This is a genomic window from Kocuria sp. BT304, from assembly GCF_003290245.1.
In the GTDB taxonomy this organism is placed as follows: domain Bacteria; phylum Actinomycetota; class Actinomycetes; order Actinomycetales; family Micrococcaceae; genus Kocuria; species Kocuria rhizophila_A.
The window spans coordinates 1,812,727-1,833,054 of sequence record NZ_CP030039.1; the positions used below are offsets into that span (position 1 = coordinate 1,812,727).

The window sequence follows — 20,328 nt, forward strand, 5'->3', positions numbered from 1 at the left end:
CCGAGGGGGTCAGTGACCGGGGGCGCGCTGCGAGGGCGCGGGGATCGAGCCGCCGTTGAGGTCCCGGGCCTCGTCCGCCTTGCGCTGCGCTTCCCGCTCGGCGGTCTTCTTCTCCGCCTCCTCCTTGGCGCGCTTCTCGGCGCGCTCCTCGGCGGCGGCGCGGTTCTTCTGCGCGGCGTCGGAGCCCTTCATCTCGGCCGGGGGCACGAGGATGTTCTGCGGATCCGACTTCTGGGCGGCGTTCTCGGGAGGGGTCACCGCGCCGGTGGCGAGGTCCACGCTGCCGACGTCCTTGGCGGGCACCATGCCGAGGTCATTGGCGCGGGCCGCGAGGTTCTGCGGGGCGGAGTCGGCCTCGATGTCCTGGGTGAGCGCCTCGTTCTCCTGGGACAGAGCGCGCTCCTGGCCCGTGAGCTCCGTGAGCTCGTACTGGCCCTGCGTGATCTGGATGTTGAGCAGCAGGATCCCCACGAGCGCTGCCGCCAGGGCGAGGGTGCACATCACCACGGTGGAGACCCTGCTCCGGCGCGCCGCCCGGAGCGGGACCACGGACAGGGGCCGGCGCGGTGCGCCGTCTCCGGGCTCCGCGGCCGGCGACCCGGTGCTCGCCGCACTGCTCATCGCGCGCTCCCTGGTGTCGTGGTCTCCCGCAGCCGCTCGACGGCCCGCAGCCGGGCGGAGGCGGCCCGGGGGTTCTCGAGGGTCTCCTGCTCGTCCGCCCGCTCGGCACCCCTGGTGAGGACCTTCAGCACCGGCTGGTGCTCGGGCAGCTCCACGGGAAAGCCCCGGGGCGCGGTGGAACGGGCGCCACGGGCGAACTCCTGCTTGACGATTCTGTCCTCCAGGGAGTGGTAGGACATGGCGACGACACGCCCCCCGACCCTGACAGTTTCCACTGCCGCGGGGATCGCGCGCTCCAGCACGTCGAGCTCCTCGTTGACCTCGATCCGCAGCGCCTGAAAGGTCTGCTTGGCGGGGTGGCCCTTCTTGTGCTGCGCGGCCGCCGGGACCGCCGAGCGCACAGCATCCACGAGCTGGGCCGTGGTGCGCAGCGGGGCGTCCGCCCGGGCCGCAACGATCGCGCGCGCGATGCGCGGCGCGAAACGGTCCTCGCCCCACCGGAAGATGATGTCCCGCAGCCGGGCCTCCGAGTACTCGTTGACCACGGTGTATGCGGAGAGCTCGGCGCGGGAGTCCATCCGCATGTCCAGCGGCGCGTCGAACGAGTAGGCGAAGCCGCGCTCGCGCTCGTCGAGCTGCAGGGAGGAGACACCGAGGTCGAAGAGGACACCGTCCACGCGCTCGACGCCCGCCGCAGCCGCGGCATCGGCGATGTGGTCGTAGGTGGTGTGAATGCTCGCGAAACGGGAGCCGAAGCGCTGCAGCCGCCGCCCGGCGAGCTCGAGAGCCTGGGGGTCCCGGTCGATGCCCACCACGCGCAGGTGCGGGAAGCGCTCGAGCATCGCGTGCGTGTGCCCGCCCATGCCCAGGGTCGCGTCCAGCACCACGGGGGCCTCGGTGTCCAGGGCCGGGGCGAGAAGGTCGAGGCAGCGGTCCAGCAGCACGGGAACGTGCCGCTGCTCGGCGGGCGCCTCTTCCATGCCGGGCTCCTGAGTCTGTCGCGGGTCGTGCAAGCGGGGGGTGGGCGGACCGTTGGTCGAACGGCGCCTGGTGCGGGTCCGGGTCGGGCCGCGCTGGTCTGAACTGGACTGGTCTGAACTGGACTGTGCTGGACTGGTCGGTGCTGGATTGCGCTGGTCTGGTCTGTACCGGCGTGGGTGGGCCTGGGCCGGTACCACGTGGGCGGGGGCGCGATCTGGTGCGCAGCCGACGCGCCGCCGCCGGTGGGCGGCCGCGGGTGGTGCGTCCCGTTCCGCCGCGATGCGGGCCCGGATCGCGCTCCCATCCTACGGTGCCCCGGTCACCAGATCCCCATCCGCCACTCGCCCCTCGAATCCGGCCTGGCTCGGGGGAAGTCGAGTCAGGACGGTGACGTGGGCGGCTGGAGATCTCATGGCCGGGAGCACCGACGGTCCGTGCTGCGGGGCCCTAGAAGAGCCCGGGGATGACCTCCTCCTCGGTCTCGGAGAAAGCCGCTTCCTTCTCCTGCAGGTACTGCTGCCACGCGGCCGCGTCCCAGATCTCGGCGCGGCTGCCCGCCCCGATCACTGCCAGTTCCCGGTCCAGGCCCGCGTACGAGCGCAGGGATGCCGGGATGGTGATGCGGCCCTGCTTGTCCGGAACCTCGTCCGAGGCACCGGAGAGAAAGACGCGGATGTAGTCCCGGGCCTGCTTGGAGGACAGCGGCGCCGAGCGCATCTGCTCGTGCACCCTGGCGAACTCTTCCGCACTGAACACGTATAGGCAGCGTTCCTGCCCGCGGGTCAGCACGAGCCCCTCTGCCAGTTCAGCCCTGAACTTCGCCGGAAGGATCAGTCTCGCCTTGTCGTCCAGACGCGGCTCGTATGTTCCGAGAAACATCGCCACCGCCTCCGCCTCAGGCCCAGCCCGACCCTCGTCTCTCTACCGCCCTCCACTTTACTCCACTGCGCTCCCCGGTCAACGCATCCGCCCCCTCGGCGGCCCGCCCCACTCCCCCGTCCGGGCCCGCGGAACGGTCCGAACACGGCACTGGTCTGCGGCTCCGTCGGTGCCGTGCCGGATCCGGACATGAAAGAACTCCCCGGCGACACGTCGGGGAGTTCAGTGCTGGAGGGGCCGTGGCGGCCCTGGGTGGGGCGGTCAGAGCCCGCCCTGGTTGCGCCTGTCCCACTTCTCCTCGAGCCCCTGGAGGAAAGAGGAGGACTTCTTCTTGGGGGCCGGACCCGACCCACCGGCGGTGGGGGCCGAGGGGCCGGTGGCTCCGCGTGCGGTCCTGCTGCGGATGGTGGCCACGTACGTGCCGCCGGCCATGACCACGAATCCCAGGACGCCCACGACGATCAGCTGGGTGGAGACACCCGCGAGCAGGACACCCAGGCCCACCACGGCCAGGACCACGCCGAGCACCACGTTGCGCATGGACCCCCGACCCTGGACGGTCTCGGTGTGCATGCTGGATGCGAAGCGGGGGTCGTCTTCGTGCAGCTGCTTCTCGAGCTGGGCGAGAAGCTGCTGTTCGTGCTCGGAGAGAGGCACGATTCCTCCTGAGGGTTGAGAGAGCGAGGCGGTGGCCGTGGGACCGTCCCTCACGTACCGTCCAGAATATCCCGTGCCGGGCGGTTTGGCACCGTGGGGTTCACGAGTTTCGCCGGGCGCACGGTCCCCGGCCCGAAGCGGTGGTGCACCCGGTCCATGGCCTCCTCGGCGGCACCCCACTCGGCGTCCCGCCCGTCGAGGCTCAGCTGCAGGGCGTGGTCGGCGCCCACGAGCTTCTCCGCACGGATCCCCACGAGGCGCACAGCCTGCGGGCGCCGGCCGAGCGCGTCGAGCAGTCCCGCGGCCTCGGTGTAGAGGTCGTGCGCGGACGTCACGGGGTGCCCGAGCGTCCGTGAACGCGAGATGGTGGTGAAGTCCGCGTACCGCAGCTTCAGCCCCACGCGCCCGGCCCGCAGCCCGTGGCGGCGCAACCGAGCCGCGGTGTCGTGGCACAGCCCCAGCAGCACACGCTTGAGCTCGGCGGTCTCGGAAAGGTCCGTCTGGAAGGTTCGCTCCGCCCCCAGGCTCTTCTCCTCGCGCGTGGGCGTCACGGGGCGGGGGTCGTGGCCCAGCGCGAGCTGCTGCAGGTGGGAGCCCGAGGCCACCCCCACGAGGGCGTGCAGCCGGGGCAGCGGTGTCCCGGCGATGTCCCCCACCGTGGCGAGCCCCGCGGCGCGCAGGGTCTCCGAGGTGCGCCTGCCCACGCCCCACAGCCGGTCCACGGGCAGCCGGGCGAGGAAGGCCCGCGTGTGCTCCGGGGCCACCACCAGCAGCCCGTCCGGCTTGCAGTGGGCCGAGGCGATCTTGGCCACGGTCTTGTTCTCGGCGACCCCCACGGAGGCCGTGAGCCCGGTGCGCTGCTGGATGGTGCGGCGCAGTCCCCGGGCGATCTCCACGGGAGGGCCGCAGCGCCGGATGGCACCGGAGACGTCCACGAAGGCCTCGTCCACGCTGAGCTGCTCCACCCGGTCCGTGACCGAGCGGAAGATGTCCATGACGATGCGCGAGTAGTGCGCGTACGCCTCACGGTGCGGCTCGAGCAGCACGGCGGAGGGGCACCTCGCGCGTGCCTGGGACACGGGCATGGCGGAGTGCACCCCGAACCGGCGTGCCTCGTAGGACGCCGAGAGCACCACCGAGCGCGGCCCGGAGCCCGCCACGATCACGGGCCGGCCGCGGTGCTGGGGGGCGTCCAGCAGCTCGACCCCCACGTAGAACATGTCCATGTCCACGTGCAGGATCGCGCAGCGCCGGTACTCGCTCAGCTGCTGCGGGCTCGGACCGCCCATCCCGTGACTCCTCTCCGTGCGCGCCGCCGTGATCTCCTGCGGCGGCGAGCGCGACGACCCCGCCACGGGGCCGACGACACCTCCCACCCTAGGGGCGGGCTCAGACATCCTGGACGGCTCCCGCGCAGTGGTGCCGCTAGGCTGGTCGGGCCGGTCCGCGGCTCCGCCCGGACGGCACCCGCCGTGACCGTGAGGCCACGGACGCCCCTCCCAGCAAAGGTGCCCCGGACATGACCCCCTCGGACCAGCCCTCCGCCACCGCGTCAGCGCAGGACACGCAGTTCCGCGAGGACCTCGACGCCCGGATCCGCGGGTTCTTCGCGGTCGAGCGGGAGCATGTCACCGCCATCTCCCCGGATGCCACGCGGCTGGTCGACGCCGTCGGGCAGCTCACGGAGGGCGGCAAGCGGCTGCGCGCGCGGCTGTGCCACTGGGGGTGGCGCGCGGCGGGCGGGGAGGCGGGGTCCGACGTCGTCGTGGCCGCGGCGGCGTCCCTGGAACTGTTCCAGACAGCGGCCCTGATCCACGACGACATCCTGGACCGCTCCGACACGCGCCGCGGCAGGCCCAGCGTGCACCGCGTCTTCGAGGCCCTCCACCGCGAGTCGGGCTGGGCGGCGGATCCCGCGCACTTCGGCGTCAGCGCCGCGGTGCTCACGGGTGACATGAGCCTGTCCTTCGCGGAGCAGCTGTTCGCCGACGCCGCCGCGAGGGTCGCGCCGCAGGCGGGGGCCCGCGCGCGCGAGATCTTCTCGACCATGCGCACCGAGGTGATGGCGGGACAGTACCTGGACATCCACGCCGAGGTGGCTCCGCCGGCCGCGGAACCCGCGCGGCAGCTCGAGCGCGCCATGACCGTGCTGCGCTACAAGTCCGCGAAGTACTCGGTGGAGCACCCGGTGGCCATCGGAGCGGCCCTCGCGGGTGCGGACGAGGCGTTCCTGCGGGCGTGCGCCGCGTTCACCCTGCCCCTCGGCGAGGCGTTCCAGCTGCGCGACGACGTCCTGGGAGTCTTCGGGGACCCCGAGACCACGGGCAAGCCCGCCGGGGACGACGTTCGGGAGGGCAAGCGCACCGCCCTCGTGGCGCTGTGCGAGGAGCGGGCCACCCCCTCGCAGCGCGCGTGGCTCGAGTCTGTGCTCGGCAGGGCGGACCTCGCCGGCACCGACGTCGCCCGCGTGCGCGAGCTGATGCACTCCACCGGCGCCCACGAGCGCTCCGAGCAGCTGATCGCGCAGCTCGTGCGGGACGCAGACGCCGGTCTTGCGGCGCTGCCCACCGGCCCCGTGCCGCGGGCGGGTCTGCAGGCGCTCGCGGACGCGGCGGTCAGACGGGCGCGCTGACGGTCCACCTGCGGAAGGGACCACCCGGCTCCCCCACCGCGACGAGCGCAGCGGGGCACTCGGCAACGGCGCGCCCGTGAGACCGCGCGCCGGTGGGACGGGGCGCTCAGCCGCGCCGGGTCACCAGCCGAGGGCCTGGGCGCGGCGTCGCACCTCGGTCTTCTGGCCGCGCCGCAGGGCGTCGATCGGGCGCCCGGGCAGGGACTCGTCCTCGGTGAACAGCCAGCGGATGGCCTGGGCGTCCGTGAACGCGGCGTCCCGCAGCACGGCCACCGTGCCCTTGAGGGAGTCCACGGGGTGGGCGCCGTCCATGAACTCGGCGGGCACCACCCGCACCCGGTCCTCGGGGCGGCGCACCTCCAGCAGGGAGCCGTCGTCCATGAGCCGGTGCACCCGGGTGATCTGGATGTCCATGGCCTCTGCGATGTCCGGCAGGTGGGTCCACTCGCCCACCAGGGCGTCGAGCTCGGCGAATTCCTGCGGCGTGAGATCGGTTGCGTAGTTCACGGGCACTACTCTGCCACGGCGCGGCGGCCCCCGCAGAACGGCCGGGACACCTGCCGCGGGGTGCCCGTCGGGTAGCCTGGGGGCACCGTGCGGCGCCTCCGCGGCGCCATGGATCGTCCCCCTTCCCCCTCATCAGAGACAGGTGTCACGAACATGCCGGTTGAGCCGCCCCAGGACCGTTCCCCCCGCGCCGCGTGGTCCCGCCGTGCCGCTCAGGGCTCCGCGGCCGCGCTCGCGGCGCTCACCGCTCTCGGCACGGTCGACGCCGCCCAGGCCGCACCCGAGGCACCCCAGACCGTTCACGTGGCCGAGCAGCAGCGGCCGGACCACGTCACCGTGGCCGCGGGCGACTCGCTGTGGTCCCTGGCCACGTCGCACGGCGTGGGCGTCAAGGAGCTCATGGCCGTCAACCGGCTCCCGGCCCACGGCATGATCCGCCCCGGCCAGCGGCTCGTGCTTCCGGGGACCTCCGCGGCGCGTCAGGCGCAGCCCACGGCCCCCCGCACCTCCCCCGGCGCCGCCACGGACGACGCCGCCGGTGCGCCGGCCGCACCCCGCTCCGGGACCGCGGCCCGTCACCACTCCGTGCGCGCCGGGGACACCCTGTGGGACCTCTCGCAGCGCTGGGGGGTCAGCGTGGCGGACCTCATGGCGGCCAGCTCGCTCTCCGCGGGCGAGGCGCTGCGGCCCGGGCGCGTCCTCACCGTTCCCGGCGGCGCCGAGCGGCAGGCGCCCGCGGCGTCGTCCGGGACGAGCACCCCGCGGAAGGCGCCCGCCGCGCGCAGTGCCGTGGGTGGCACGTTCGCAGGACGCAGCTACCCCGCCGAGGTGGTGGCCTCGGCCAACGCGCACCACGCCGCCCTGCGGCAGCGCCAGGTGCCGCCGCCCGCGCAGATCCGCGAGATGGTGGCCGCCACCGCCCGTGAGATGGGAGTGGACCCGGCGCTTGCGCTCGCCCACGCCGCGCAGGAGTCGGGGTTCCGCCACGAGGTCGTGTCCCCCGCGGACGCCGTGGGCACCATGCAGGTGGTCCCCTCCGCGGGGCAGTGGGCCTCCGGGATGGTCGGCCGTGACCTGGACCTGCTGGACCCGCAGGACAACATCACGGCCGGGGTGGCGATCATCCGGGAGCTGCAGCACCGGGCGCCGTCCAAGCCCGTGGGCATCGGCGCCTACTACCAGGGTCTGCACGGCGTGACCACGTACGGTATGTATTCCGACACCAAGGCATACGTCAAGGCCGTGAGCTCACAGGAACGGAAATTTGCCCAGTAGCAGCATGAACGACCACCGCGTAGGGACCCTGCTCGAGAACCGCTACCTGGTGCTCCGCAGGATCGCCCGCGGGGGCACGGCCGCCGTCTACGAGGGCCTCGACCAGCGCTTGGACCGGCCGGTGGCGCTGAAGATCATGCACCCGCACTTCGCGGACGACCCCCGTTTCGTGGCGCGCGCCGAGCGCGAGGCCAAGGCCGCCGCCCGCCTGCACCACCCGGACGTGGTGGCCGTGCTGGACCAGGGCCGCACCGACGACGGCGTCCTGTACCTCGTGCTGGAGTTCGTGGACGGGCCCACCCTGCGCGAGGTGATCACCCGCGAGGCCCCTATGGACGCCCACCGCACCCTGGACCTGCTCGTGCCCGTGCTGCGCGGACTCGCCAGGGCCCACCGGCTCGGCATGGTGCACCGGGACGTCAAGCCCGAGAACGTGCTGCTCGCCGAGGACGGCCACGTGAAGGTCGCGGACTTCGGCCTGGCGCGCGCGGTGGACGACCACACGGCGAGCACCACCGTGCTCGGCACGGTGGGCTACGCGTCCCCCGAGCTCGTGGGCGACGGTCCCGTGGACCAGCGCAGCGACGTCTACGCCGTGGGGATCATGGCCTACGAGATGCTCACCGGGTCCCGCCCCTACACGGGCACCGCGCTGCAGGTGGCCAACGCCCACGTGAGCCGGGACGTCCCCGCCCCCAGCGGCGTCGCGCACGGGGTGCCGCCCGCCCTGGACGAGTTCGTGCTGCGGGCCACCGCGCGCGACGCCTCCCACCGTCCCGCCGACGCCGCCGCCCTGCTGGACCTGGCCCTCGCCATCCGACGCACCCTGCCCGAGCGCTTCGACCCGCCGTCCCTGCGGGAGGCCGCGACCGACGTCCTCCCCGGGGCCCAGGGCGCACTCGGCACGGACGACCGGCGGAGCTCCGTGGGGGACGCGCCCACCGAGGCCATGAGTCAGGGCGCCGGGTCCGCGGCCGGGCCGGACGAGGCACCCACCGAGGCGATCGGCCGCACCGGCGGCGAGGACCGCACCGAGGCGTTCCCCGCCCGGGACCACGGCGGAGCGGCACCCCACCGGCCCATCCTGCCCGCGTACGACCCCGATGCGACCGGCACCGTGGCCACCACCCAGGTGGGGTCCACGGCCCACCGCGCCCCGGACGAGCCGAGGGTGCGGCTCAACCCGCAGCCGCGCCCGCTGCCCGTGGCGGTGGCCGCTGTGGTCTTCGCCCTGCTGCTGGGCGTGGCCGCGTTCCTGGGCTGGTGGCTCGGCTCCGCTCCCGGCACGGCGTCCGCGACCGTTCCGGACGTCGTCGGCCAGGAGACCGCCGCCGCGGAGCGCGCCCTGCACGCCGCAGGAATCTCGAACGTGGGGGTCCGTTCCACCACCAGCAGGGACGCAGCGGCCGGCACGGTGCTCGACACGGACCCCGCCCCGGCCGCGACCGTGCGCGGCATCGAGCAGGTGAACCTGGTGGTCTCCTCCGGTCCCGCCCGCGTGGACGTCCCCCCGGTCACGGGCTCCGCGGAGGAGCAGGCGCGGGGCGCCGTGAGTGCCGCGGGACTCGAGACCGGGGAGGTCACCCGGGAGTACTCGCAGCAGCCCGAGGGAACCGTGCTGTCCCAGGAACCGGCCGCCGGCGCGAGCGTGGAGGAGGGCACCCGCGTGGGGCTCACCGTGGCCACCAGCACGCCCCAGGGCCCGCCGCCCAGCGTGGTGGGCCAGGACACCGCCTCGGCGCGCTCCACCCTGGAGGACCTCGGCTACACCGTGCGGATCGACTCCCCCGTGGGCTCGCACCTGGACCGCGTGGTGCGCCAGCGCGAGGACGGCACCACCGTGGTCCTCACCGTGCTCTGAGCGCACGCACCCGCACACGGGACGGGGCCCGCCGGGGGCACCTCGCGGTGCCGCCGACGGGCCCCGCGTCCGGGCCGCGTCCGGGTCAGTTCTGGGCGGAGAGGTACTCCGCGACCAGGAACGCGATCTCCAGCGACTGCATGTGGTTCAGCCGCGGATCGCACAGGGTCTCGTAGCGCTCCGCGAACGAGGACTCCGCCACCGGGTCCGAGCCGCCCAGGCACTCGGCGACGTCGTCCCCGGTCATCTCCACGTGGATGCCGCCCGGGAAGGTCCCCAGCTCGCGGTGCACCTCGAAGAAGCCGCGCACCTCGTCCACGACGTCCTCGAACTTGCGGGTCTTGTACCCGGAGGGCAGGGACACCGTGTTGCCGTGCATGGGGTCGGTGACCCACACGGGCTTGGCGCCGGAGGCCTCCACGGCCTGGATCACCGGGGGCAGCTTCTCCCGGATGTTCTGGGCACCCATCCGGGTGATGAACGTGAGGCGGCCGGGCTCGCGCTGCGGGTCCAGCGCGTCGATGAGGCGCAGGGCGTCCTCACCCGTGGTGCCCGGACCGAGCTTCACGCCGATCGGGTTGCGCAGCCGCGAGAGCAGGTCCACGTGGGCGCCGTCGAGATCGCGCGTGCGCTCGCCGATCCACAGGAAGTGGGCGGACGTGCCGTAGGGCAGGTTGGTGCGGGAGTCGATGCGTGTCAGGGCGCGCTCGTAGTCGAGCAGCAGCGCCTCGTGGCCCGCGAAGAACTCGGTGGTCTTCAGGGCGTCGAAGTCCGAGCCGCACGCGGCCATGAACTTCACCGCGTGGTCGATCTCCCGGGCCATCGACTCGTACCGGGCGTACGCGGGGTTGGCGGCGAAGCCCATGTTCCAGGCGTGCACGCGGCGCAGGTCCGCGAAACCGCCCTGCGTGAACGCGCGGATCAGGTTCAGCGTGGACGCGGAGGTGTGGTAGCCGCGCACCATGCGCTTGGGGTCGTGGACGCGGGACTGCTCGGTGAAGTCGAAGCCGTTGACCATCTCACCGCGGAAGGAGGGCAGGGTCACGCCGTCGCGGGTCTCCTCGTTGGAGGAGCGGGGCTTGGAGAACTGGCCGGCCATCCGGCCCATCTTCACCACCGGCAGGGACGCGCCGTAGGTGAGCACCACGGCCATCTGCAGCAGCGTGCGCACGCGCCCGGAGATCTTGTCCGCGGTGGCGCCCGCGAAGGTCTCGGCGCAGTCGCCGCCCTGCAGGAAGAACGCCTCGCCGTTGGCCACCTGCGCGAGGCGGGAGCGCAGCCGGTCCACCTCGCCCGCGAACACGAGCGGGGGCACCGCGTTGAGCTCCTGGATGGAGCCCGCGAAGTCCGGGTGCTGGGCCCACTGGGGGTGCTGCCCGATGGTCTTGTCCCGCCACTCGTCCAGCCCGGGGTAGTCCGCGGCGCTGGGCGAGGGGGTCATGACGGATCGGAACTGATCGGACAGGGTTTCGGCACTCATTGCTCCAGTCTAGGCCGTGGGCGCCGGGCCGCCCTCATCGGTTTCCTCGTGCGACCGCCCGTGCAGCCGCGCGCCGAGGCTGCCGGCCTGCTGGGACACGGCGTCGGTCACGGAGCGTCCCCTCTCCCGCGTGGCCTGGGCGACCTCCCGGGCCTGAGCCTTGAACGAGGAGGTCTTCTCCTCTGCGAGCCGGCGCTTGTGGTCCGCCGCGTAGACGTCCGCGATCTGCTGGCCGGAGAGTTCCGCGATGGCGGCCATGATCTCGTCCGTGACGCGGCGCAGGGTCGCGTGGTCCCCGTGCTGGGACATCAGGTGGGAGAAGTCCATGGGGGCCCCGAAGATGGTGGTGATGCGCGCGCGCCGGGGGTCCGGGAACCGGGAGCCCAGGGGCTGCATCGTGTCCGTGCCGATCATGGCCACGGGGACCACGGGTGCACCGGTCTCCAGGGCGAGCCGTGCCACGCCGATCTTGCCCCGGTAGAGCCGTCCGTCCGGCGAGCGGGTGCCCTCCGGGTAGATGCCCACGAGCTTGCCCTCGGCCAGCGCCTGCCCGCCCGCGCTGAGGGACTTCGCGCTCGCGCTGCCGCCGCGGCGGTCCATGGGGATCTGGTTGATGGCCTTGAAGAACGCCGCGACGATCCGCCCGCGGATGCCGGGGGTGTTGAAGTACTCGGACTTGGCCAAGAAGTAGACCTGCCGCGGGACGGCCACCGGCATGAAGATCGAGTCCGGCACGGACAGGTGGTTGCTCGCGAGGATCGCGGGCCCGTGGGCGGGGACGTGTTCCAGGCCGATCACGGTGGGTCGGCAGACCATGTTGACCACGGGGGCTACCACGTAGTTCCGGAGGAACATGTACACCATGAGCGCGAGCCCTTTCGTCGACGTGCCGGGTGCGGGCCCCGGCGGCCCGTCCGCGCGGTGCGTGCCCGGCCCCGCACGGCCCCGGGCGATTCTCTCATGCGCCGGACCCGGGGCTGGCACAATGGCGCCATGTCAACGCAACAGCCAGACCACGGTCCCCTGCACCTGCCCGGAACGTCCTCGGTGGGTGTCCTGGTGCTCCACGGCTTCACGTCCACCACGGCGTCGGTGCGGGACTGGGCCCGCGCGATCCACACGGCCACGGACGACGCCGGGGCGCACCCGGGCGTGAGCGTCCCCCTGCTGCCGGGCCACGGCACGCAGTGGCAGGACCTCGCCGAGCAGAGCTGGCAAGCGTGGCGGGACGCCGTGGACCGCGAGTACTGGCGGTTGAAGGAGCACCACGAGCACGTGGTCGTGTGCGGGCTCTCGATGGGCGGCGCCCTGGCCCTGCACACCGCGGAACGGCGCGAGGTGGCCGGGGTGCTGCTCGTGAACCCCGCGCTCGCGCTGGTGAACCGCGCCGCCCGGTTCAGCCGGGTGCTGGCCCGTGCCGTGCCGTCCCTGCCCGGGATCGGCAGCGACATCCGGCGGGAGTCGGTGCTCGAGTCCGCCTACGACCGCACCCCGCTGGCGGCCGTGGCGCAGCTCAACGTGCTCATGCACCGCACGGCCAGGATGCTGCCCGCGGTGACCGCCCCCGTGATCGTCTTCCGCTCCGAGGAGGACCACGTGGTCTCCGGGACCTCCGCGGACCTGGTGGCGCGGCGCGCCACGGGCCCGGTGCGCGTGGTCCCCCTGCCGGACAGCTACCACGTGGCCACCCTGGACCACGACGCCCCGCTCATCGAGGCCCGGTCCCGGGACGCGGTGCAGCGGATCTCCCGCGGCGAGTCGTTCCTGCCGGAGGTCCGGGAGTGAGCGACCGCGAGCCCTCGCAGGACCCGTTCGAGAGGATCATCCGCGCCAACACGTGGGACGACGTCCCGCGCGACGACGAGGACATGGAGCCGTGGGCCGAGGACTTCGAGTGGGACGCGGCCCAGCAGCCGCCCCAGGAGATTCCCCGTGAGCTCGCCGAGGACGACGGCGACGCCGCCTACGACCCCGATCCCGGACCCGTGACGAGCGGGATCTCCCCCGGCATGCTGCGCGCCCTGAGCGCGGTGCTCGCCGTGCTCGTGGTGATGCTTGGGCTGGCCGCGCTGCCGGGCAGGCTGCCCGCCCCGGTGTGGGCCGCGGGGATCGCGGCCCTCGTGGGGGCCCTGTTCCTGGTCTTCCGGGCACTGCCCCGGGACTCCCCCCGGGACGACGACGGCGCCGTGCTGTGATCCGGGGTCTCACACCCCGCCCACCCGGTTCGGACGCGAGGCACGACGCCGCCCGGGTCCCCGCCGGCGCGCCGGTCCGGGGCCGTGGCGCACGGCGCCGGTTTGTATGGACACGTCCACGGTCGGCATGGTGTGAAGGTGAACACACCGTAAACTGAGACGGAATCTCGCCAGGAAGGTACTCCCATGAGACGCGTCAGCGCCCCGGCCATCGTCGATCCCCTGCCGTACCCGGGGATCGCGCACATCCTCGAGGAGCGTGCCCGCACGCGTCCGGACCTCGTGCTCTACACGATCCTCGCCAAGGGGCGGGAGCGGGACGTCACCGCCCGCGAGTTCCGCGCCGAGGTGGTGGCCCTGGCCCGCGGGATGGCCGCGCAGGGCATCCGCCCCGGGGACCGCGTGGGGCTGCTGAGCCGCACCCGCTACGAGTGGACGCTCGTGGACTTCGCACTGTGGTGGCTCGGTGCCGTCCCCGTGCCGGTCTACGACACCTCCTCCCCGGACCAGATCGCGTGGATCCTCTCGGACTCCCGCGCCACCGCGGTGTTCGTGGAGTCGGACGAGCTCGCGCAGCGGGTGCGCGAGGCGGACGGGATCACGGCGTTCCCGGCCGCGCAGCGCATCCGGGTCTTCGACACGGACACCCCGGAGCTCTCGCTCGAGGCCGTGGTGCAGGCGGGTGCCGGGCGCGAGGACCTTGAGACCCCCTACGACGGCGTGAGCCTGGACGACGCCGCCACGCTCATCTACACCTCCGGGACCACCGGGCCGCCCAAGGGCTGCGAGCTGACCCACCGCAACTTTGTGGCGTGCTCCCAGAACGCCATCCCCGTGGCTGGTGAGCTCATGCACGAGGGCGCGCGCACCCTGCTGTTCCTGCCGCTGGCCCACGTGTTCGCGCGGTTCGTGGAGGTCACTTCCCTGGACGCCGGCATCGCCCTGGCCCACACCCCGGACGTCTCCCAGCTCATGGACGACCTCGCCCGCTTCAAGCCCACCTTCATCCTGGCGGTGCCGCGGGTCTTCGAGAAGATCCTGGCGGGGGCCCGTTTCAAGGCCCAGGCGGGATCGCCGGTGAAGAAGTTGATCTTCGAGCGCGCGGTGGCCACGGCGGCCGCGTGGTCCAAGGCCTCCCAGCAGGGCCGGGTCTCGCCGTGGCTCGCGGCGCGCCACCGGCTCTACGACAAGCTGGTCTACTCCACCCTGCGGGAGGCCATGGGCGGCGAGGTCCGCTACGCCGTCTCGGGCGGCGCGGCGCTGGGCGAGTACTTGGCCCACTTCTTCAACGGCATCGGCGTGTTCGTGGTGGAAGGCTACGGGCTCACCGAGACCACCGCTCCCATCTCCGCTAACGTGCCGAGCATCAACCGGCTGGGCACCGTGGGCCACCCCATGCCCGGCAACGAGGTGGCCATCGCGGAGGACGGCGAGATCCTGGTGCGCGGTGTGAACGTCTTCGAGCGCTACAACGGGCTGCCGGAGAAGACCGCCGAGGCCTTCCGGGACGGCTGGTTCGCCACCGGGGACCTCGGGCACCTCGATGACGAGGGGCTGCTCACCGTCACGGGGCGCAAGAAGGAGATCATCGTCACCGCGAGCGGGAAGAACGTGATCCCCACGCAGCTGGAGGACCCCATCCGGGCCTCCGCCACGGTGGGCCAGATCATGGTGGTCGGGGACAACCGGCCGTTCGTGGCCGCGCTGATCACCCTGGATCCCGAGACCCTGCCGAACGTCCTGCCCACCCTGGGCCTCGACCCCGGGCTGAGCCTCGCGCAGGCCGCGCGGGAACCGGCCGTGGTGCACCACGTCCAGCGCATCGTGGACCACGCCAACACCAAGGTCTCGCGGGCCGAGGGCATCAAGGCGTTCCGCATCCTGGACCGGGACCTCACGGTCGCGGACGGCTATCTCACGCCGTCCCTGAAGCTCAAGCGCGCCAAGGTCACCGAGGACTTCTCGGACGTCATCGAGCAGATCTACACGAAGTAGCCGCAGCGCACGACGCCGCCGGCACTCCTGCGCGCGAGGGTGCCGGCGGCGTCGTCGTTCAGTCCGCGCGCTGGCCGGGGACGTCCAGGCCGAGCAGTGCGTTCTCCACGACCTCCGCGAGCGCAGGATGGATCCAGTACTGGCCGCGCGCCATCTCGTGGGCCCGCAACCCGAAGGACATGCCCTGGACGAGCGGCTGGATCAGGTTGGACGAGTCCCGCCCGATCAGGTGCGCGCCCAGCAGCTCACCGGTGCGGGCGTTCGCGATGAGTTTGCAGATCCCGGCGTGATCCTCCATGGCCCAGCCGTAGGCCACGTCCCCGAAGTCCTGTTCCTTGACCGTGATCCGCTCGTCGTTGCGGGCGGCCCAGTCACGGGCCTGGTCCTCGGTCATGCCCACGGATGCGATCTGGGGTTCGGTGAACACGGCGGAGGGCACGTAGCGGTGGTCGGTCGCGCGCAGCTCCTGCGGGTGCACCACGTTGTGGGAGACCGTGCGGGCCTCGGCATTGGCCACGTGCTTGAGCTGGAACGGGGAGCACACGTCCCCGAGCGCCCACAGACCGCTCACGGGTTCCCCGCCGGAAAGCACACGCTGGTACTCGTCCACGGCGAGCAGGCCGGTGTCGGTGACATCCAGGTGGGCGGCCTCCGGGCGCAGGGTGTCCGCGTTGGGGACCCTGCCCGTCGCCAGCAGGACGACGTCGGCAGTGCCGTCCCAGTGCTGACTGGAACCGTCGGAGGCCTGCGCTGACACCGTCAGGCGGCCGTCCTCGGCGAGCTCGATCCCGGACAGCGTCCACCCGAGTTGCAGGTCCCACTGTTCGGCGGCCTCGCGCGTGAAGCGTTCGGCGATCGTGTCGTCGTGTTCGCGCAGCAAACGCTGCGAACGGTTGAGCTGGGTCACGGATGCGCCCAGTCCGCGGAAGACGTGGCAGAACTCGGCGGCCACGTACCCGCCGCCCACCACGATGACGTCCCGGGGGAACTCGTCCAGGCGCATCACGGTGTCCGAGGTGTGTACCCCGGGCAGGTCGGCACCCGGCACGTCCGGGATGCGGACCCGCGAACCGTTGGCCAGCACGATCTGATCGGCGGTGATCCGCTGCCCGGACTCGGTCTCGAGGACCTTGGGTTCCACGAAGTGCACGTACTCCTGGATCACCGTGACGTTGTCGAGCGACTCGCGGTACTGCAGCCCGTTCTTGGAGATGGCGTCGATCCGGGCGAAGATCCGATCCCGCATGCCGGGCCAGTCCACACCCTCGATCACGGCGTCCAGGCCCAGCCGAATGGCGTCCCGCGCCTGGTCCCCCACGGTGGCCGGGTAGGCGTACATCTTGGTGGGGATGCACCCCACGTTCAGACATGTCCCCCCGAACCGGCCGGGTTCCACGATGGCGACGTCCAGGTCCCGGTACTCGTCCGTGAGCAGCGAGTTGCCCGAGCCGGAGCCGACGATGATCAGGTCAAAAGATCGCATGCGCCCTATCCTAGGACCCGACGACGACGCCGCCCGGCGCGGTGCGCGGGCGGCGTCGTGCGCACCGGCCCAGCGGACACGGTGGGTGCCGCGGGGCCGGTGGATGCGGAGGGACTACTGCGGGTCGATCACCAGCACGAGGTCCCCGCCGCTGACATGGGCGGTGTCCGCGAGCGCGACCCGGGAGACGGTCCCGGCCACGGGGGCGGTGATGGAGGCCTCCATCTTCATGGCCTCGATCGTGGCCACGGAGTCCCCGGCGGAGACGGTGTCCCCCTCGGAGACGGTGACCGTGACCGCACCGGCGAACGGCGCCGCCACGTGGCCCGGCTTGGAGGTGTCGGCCTTCTCGGTCTCCACGGCCTGCGACTTCACGGACTCGTCGCGGATCTCCAGCAGGCGCAGCTGCCCGTTGAGGGTCACCATCACCGTGCGCATGCCCTTCTCGTCCGGCTCGGAGATGGCCTGCAGGGTCACCAGCAGACGCACGCCCTTGCCGAGCGAGATCACGTGCTCGTGGTCCTGGTCCAGGCCGTAGAGGAAGTCGCGCGTGTGCAGCACGGAGACGTCCCCGTACTTCGTCCGGGAGGTCTCGAACTCCTTCGTGGGACCCGGGAAGAGCAGGCGGTTGAGCGTGGCACGGCGCACCGCACCGGGCTGCTCGAGCCCCTCGCGGTCCTCCGCCGAGAGCTCCTCGTCCGCGAGGTTCACGGTGCGCCCCTCGAGCGCCTTGGAGCGGAACGGCTCGGGCCAGCCCGCGGGCGGGGTTCCCAGCTCACCGGCCAGGAAGTTGATCACGGAGTCGGGGATGTCGAACTTGCGGGGATCCGCCTCGAACTCCGCGGGATCCACGTCCATGCCCACGAGTTGCAGGGCGAGGTCCCCCACCACCTTGGAGGAGGGCGTGACCTTCACCAGGTGGCCCAGCATCCGGTCCGCAGCGTGGTACATGTCCTCGATGGCCTCGAACTTCTCGCCCAGGCCCAGCGCGATGGCCTGCTGCCGGAGGTTGGAGAGCTGACCGCCCGGGATCTCGTGGCGGTACACGCGGCCCGTGGGGCTCGTGAGACCGGACTCGAAGGGCTTGTAGATCGAGCGCACGACCTCCCAGTAGGGCTCCATGTCGCTCACCACGTCCAGGTCCAGGCGCGTGTCCCGCTCGGTGTTCTCGAGCGCGGCCACGAGCGCGGAGCCCGAGACCTGCGAGGTGGTCCCGGCCATGGAGGCCGACGCCGCGTCCACGGCGTCCACCCCGGCCTCGGCGGCCGCCAGCAGGGTGGCCAGCTGGCCGCCCGCAGTGTCGTGGGTGTGCAGGTGCAGCGGCAGGTCGAAGCGCTCCCGCAGCGCGCTCACCAGGCGGCGCGCCGCCTCGGGGCGCAGCAGACCCGCCATGTCCTTGATGGCCAGGATGTGGGCCCCGGCGTCCACGCACTGCTGCGCGAGGTCCAGGTAGTAGTCCAGCGTGTAGACGGACTCCTCCGGGTCCAGCAGGTTGCCCGTGTAGCACAGGGCCACCTCGGCCACGGCAGTGCCCGTGGCCCGCACGGCCTCGATCGCGGGGCGCATCTGCTCGACGTCGTTCAGGGCGTCGAAGATGCGGAAGATGTCCACGCCGGTCTCGGCGGCCTCGGCCACGAACGCGTTGGTCACCTCCACGGGGTAGGGGGTGTAGCCCACGGTGTTGCGCCCGCGCAGCAGCATCTGGATGGGGATGTTGGGCATCGCCTCGCGCAGCAGGCGCAGCCGCTCCCAGGGATCCTCCCCCAGGAAGCGCAGTGCGACGTCGTACGTGGCACCGCCCCAGGCCTCGATCGAGAGCAGCCCCGGCAGCAGGTGGGCGTAGGCCGGTGCCGCCGCGAGCAGGTCACGGGTGCGCACACGGGTGGCCAGCAGGGACTGGTGGGCGTCCCGGAACGTGGTGGAGGTGACCGCCAGCGGCTCGTACTCGCGCAGGGTGCGCGCGAACCCCTCGGGGCCCTTCTCCTGCAGCACCTGCCGCCAGCCCGAGGGGACCTCGTGCTGGGACGGGCCGTCGAACGGGCTGCGGTAGGGCTCGTCGCGCTTGTCCCCGGGGTAGTGGGGCAGCTTGTCGCGCGGGTCGATCCCGTCCACCCGCTCGCCGTTGGGCTTGTTGACCGTGACCTCGGCCAGGTAGTTCAGCGCACGCGTGCCGCGGTCCGCGGAGCCCTTGCCCTTGAGCAGGTCCGGGTGGTTCTCGATGAAGTCCGTGGCCACGTCCCCGGCCAGGAAGTCCGGGTTGTGCAGCACGGCCTGCAGGAACTGGATGTTGGTGGCGATGCCGCGGATGCGGAACTCCGCGAGCGCACGACGCGCGCGCAGCACCGCGGTCTCGTAGTCGCGCCCGCGGCACGTGAGCTTCACGAGCATCGAGTCGAAGTGCGGGGAGATCTCCGCGCCCGCGTACAGGGTGCCGCCGTCCAAGCGCACCCCGGCGCCGCCGGCGGAGCGGTACGCCGAGACCTTGCCCACGTCCGGGCGGAAGTCGTTGGCGGGGTCCTCCGTGGTGATGCGGCACTGCAGCGCGGCGCCGCGCACCCGCAGGGTGTCCTGCTCGATCCCGAGGTCCGCGAGGGTCTCCCCCGCGGCGATGCGCAGCTGGGACTGCACGAGGTCCACGTCCGTGATCTCCTCGGTCACGGTGTGCTCCACCTGGATGCGCGGGTTCATCTCGATGAACACGTGCTGACCCGCGCGCTCGCCGGCGGTGTCCACGAGGAACTCCACGGTGCCCGCGTTGACGTAGCCCAGCTCCTTGGCGAACTTCACGGCGTCGCGGTGCAGCGCGTCCCGGATCTCGGGGTCCAGCTGCGGGGCCGGGGCGATCTCGATGACCTTCTGGTGGCGGCGCTGCAGGGAGCAGTCGCGCTCGAACAGGTGGACGATGTTGCCCTCGTTGTCCGCGAGGATCTGCACCTCGATGTGGCGGGGACGCAGCACCGCCTGCTCGATGAAGACGGTGGGGTCCCCGAAGGCGGTGTCCGCCTCGCGCATCGCGGCGTCCAGGGCGTCGGGCAGCTGCTCGGGGGTCTCCACCCGGCGCATCCCGCGGCCGCCGCCGCCGGCCACGGCCTTGACGAACACGGGGTAGCCGATCTTCTCGGCCGCGGCGATCAGCGTGTCCCGGTCCGAGGAGGGGTCCGAGGACTCCAGGGTGGGGATCCCGGCGCGGCGGGCGGCCCGCAGCGCCTCCACCTTGTTGCCCGCGAGCTCGAGGATCTCCGCGCGGGGGCCCACGAAGGTGATGCCCTCGGCCTGGGCGGCGCGCGCGAGCTCCGGGTTCTCGGAGAGGAAGCCGTAGCCGGGGTAGATGGCGTCCGCTCCGGCCTCCTTGGCCACCCGGATGATCTCGGCCACGTCCAGGTACGCCCGGACGGGGTGGCCCTCCTCGCCGATGTGGTAGGCCTCGTCCGCCTTCTGGCGGTGGATGGAGTTGCGATCCTCCTGGGGGAAGACGGCGACGGTGCCGGCTCCCAGCTCGTACGCCGCCCGGAAGGCCCGGATCGCGATCTCGCCGCGGTTGGCCACCAGAATCTTGGAGAACATGACTTCCGTTTCCGCACGCCGGACCCGTGGGTTCCCGCGCACTGGGTGAGGAGTGGATACCTGCCGCCAGCTTACGTGAGCCGCCCCTCCCCCGGGCCGCTTCCGCGGATCGTGTCACGGCCCCGCTGCCGTGTCCCCCGAAGTACACCCATTAGCATGTAACCGGGCGGCGGCCAGTCCCCCGAACAGGTGACAGAA

General features: G+C 72.5%; 16 protein-coding genes. 6 read left to right on the plus strand and 10 right to left on the minus strand.

Translation table 11 applies throughout. The annotated features are described in order from the left end of the window. Positions 1–9: 9 nt before the first annotated feature. The 5 genes from DNL27_RS08030 to dinB all read right to left on the minus strand — a co-directional run bounded on the left by DNL27_RS08030 (position 10) and on the right by dinB (position 4,427). Complete coding sequence (locus DNL27_RS08030) at positions 10–501, minus strand: hypothetical protein (protein ID WP_239494486.1); 492 nt, start codon at positions 499–501, stop codon at positions 10–12. A 116-nt stretch (positions 502–617) separates the two neighbouring features. Next, on the minus strand, positions 618–1,601 hold the full coding sequence (rsmH, locus tag DNL27_RS08035; protein ID WP_112235223.1) for a 16S rRNA (cytosine(1402)-N(4))-methyltransferase RsmH: 984 nt from the start codon (positions 1,599–1,601) through the stop codon (positions 618–620). Positions 1,602–2,049: 448 nt separating this feature from the next. Then, on the minus strand, positions 2,050–2,481 hold the full coding sequence (gene mraZ, locus DNL27_RS08040) for a division/cell wall cluster transcriptional repressor MraZ (protein ID WP_012398559.1): 432 nt from the start codon (positions 2,479–2,481) through the stop codon (positions 2,050–2,052). Positions 2,482–2,742: 261 nt separating this feature from the next. Then, positions 2,743–3,138 carry a DUF3040 domain-containing protein gene (locus DNL27_RS08045; protein WP_112235224.1) on the minus strand — a complete coding sequence of 132 codons (396 nt, stop codon included), beginning with the start codon at positions 3,136–3,138 and terminating at the stop codon, positions 2,743–2,745. Between the two features lie 50 nt (positions 3,139–3,188). Continuing rightward, the gene (gene dinB / locus DNL27_RS08050; RefSeq protein ID WP_112235225.1) at positions 3,189–4,427 is read right to left on the minus strand and encodes a DNA polymerase IV; all 1,239 of its coding nucleotides are present in this window, start codon (positions 4,425–4,427) and stop codon (positions 3,189–3,191) included. A gap of 230 nt (positions 4,428–4,657) precedes the next feature. Here dinB and DNL27_RS08055 point away from each other — a divergent pair, with 230 nt between their 5' ends. Continuing rightward, a complete protein-coding gene (locus DNL27_RS08055; RefSeq protein WP_012398562.1) occupies positions 4,658–5,770 on the plus strand; it encodes a polyprenyl synthetase family protein in 1,113 nt (370 codons plus the stop codon). A gap of 120 nt (positions 5,771–5,890) precedes the next feature. Here the strand turns inward: DNL27_RS08055 and DNL27_RS08060 are convergent, their stop codons facing one another. Beyond that, entirely contained in the window at positions 5,891–6,283 is a 393-nt protein-coding gene (locus tag DNL27_RS08060; RefSeq protein ID WP_012398563.1) for an Rv2175c family DNA-binding protein, read from the minus strand. 147 nt (positions 6,284–6,430) lie between these two features. On the opposite strand from DNL27_RS08060, the gene DNL27_RS08065 reads away from it, so the two are divergent. Beyond that, positions 6,431–7,552: a LysM peptidoglycan-binding domain-containing protein gene (locus tag DNL27_RS08065; RefSeq protein ID WP_012398564.1), complete on the plus strand. Its 1,122-nt coding sequence runs from the start codon at positions 6,431–6,433 to the stop codon at positions 7,550–7,552. Positions 7,553–7,556: 4 nt separating this feature from the next. After that, positions 7,557–9,413, plus strand: a complete 1,857-nt coding sequence (pknB, locus tag DNL27_RS08070) for a Stk1 family PASTA domain-containing Ser/Thr kinase (RefSeq protein WP_112235226.1) — start codon at positions 7,557–7,559, stop codon at positions 9,411–9,413. Positions 9,414–9,498: 85 nt separating this feature from the next. Here the strand turns inward: pknB and DNL27_RS08075 are convergent, their stop codons facing one another. Together DNL27_RS08075 and DNL27_RS08080 are read right to left on the minus strand one after the other, a co-directional pair. Beyond that, a complete protein-coding gene (locus DNL27_RS08075; RefSeq protein ID WP_012398566.1) occupies positions 9,499–10,893 on the minus strand; it encodes a class II 3-deoxy-7-phosphoheptulonate synthase in 1,395 nt (464 codons plus the stop codon). 9 nt (positions 10,894–10,902) lie between these two features. After that, complete coding sequence (locus DNL27_RS08080; protein ID WP_112235227.1) at positions 10,903–11,757, minus strand: 1-acyl-sn-glycerol-3-phosphate acyltransferase; 855 nt, start codon at positions 11,755–11,757, stop codon at positions 10,903–10,905. A 129-nt stretch (positions 11,758–11,886) separates the two neighbouring features. On the opposite strand from DNL27_RS08080, the gene DNL27_RS08085 reads away from it, so the two are divergent. The 3 genes from DNL27_RS08085 (at position 11,887) to DNL27_RS08095 (ending at position 15,083) form a co-directional block, all read left to right on the plus strand. Further along, positions 11,887–12,678: a carboxylesterase gene (locus DNL27_RS08085; RefSeq protein ID WP_112235228.1), complete on the plus strand. Its 792-nt coding sequence runs from the start codon at positions 11,887–11,889 to the stop codon at positions 12,676–12,678. After that, positions 12,675–13,088, plus strand: a complete 414-nt coding sequence (locus DNL27_RS08090) for a hypothetical protein (RefSeq protein WP_112235229.1) — start codon at positions 12,675–12,677, stop codon at positions 13,086–13,088. The genes DNL27_RS08085 and DNL27_RS08090 overlap by 4 nt, the downstream gene beginning before the upstream one ends. A gap of 186 nt (positions 13,089–13,274) precedes the next feature. Next, positions 13,275–15,083, plus strand: a complete 1,809-nt coding sequence (locus DNL27_RS08095; RefSeq protein WP_012398570.1) for a long-chain fatty acid--CoA ligase — start codon at positions 13,275–13,277, stop codon at positions 15,081–15,083. A gap of 58 nt (positions 15,084–15,141) precedes the next feature. On the opposite strand, the gene DNL27_RS08100 is transcribed toward DNL27_RS08095, so the two are convergent. Next, the gene (locus tag DNL27_RS08100; protein ID WP_112235230.1) at positions 15,142–16,566 is read right to left on the minus strand and encodes a mycothione reductase; all 1,425 of its coding nucleotides are present in this window, start codon (positions 16,564–16,566) and stop codon (positions 15,142–15,144) included. A gap of 114 nt (positions 16,567–16,680) precedes the next feature. Continuing rightward, complete coding sequence (locus DNL27_RS08105; RefSeq protein WP_112235231.1) at positions 16,681–20,130, minus strand: pyruvate carboxylase; 3,450 nt, start codon at positions 20,128–20,130, stop codon at positions 16,681–16,683. Positions 20,131–20,328: the final 198 nt, after the last annotated feature.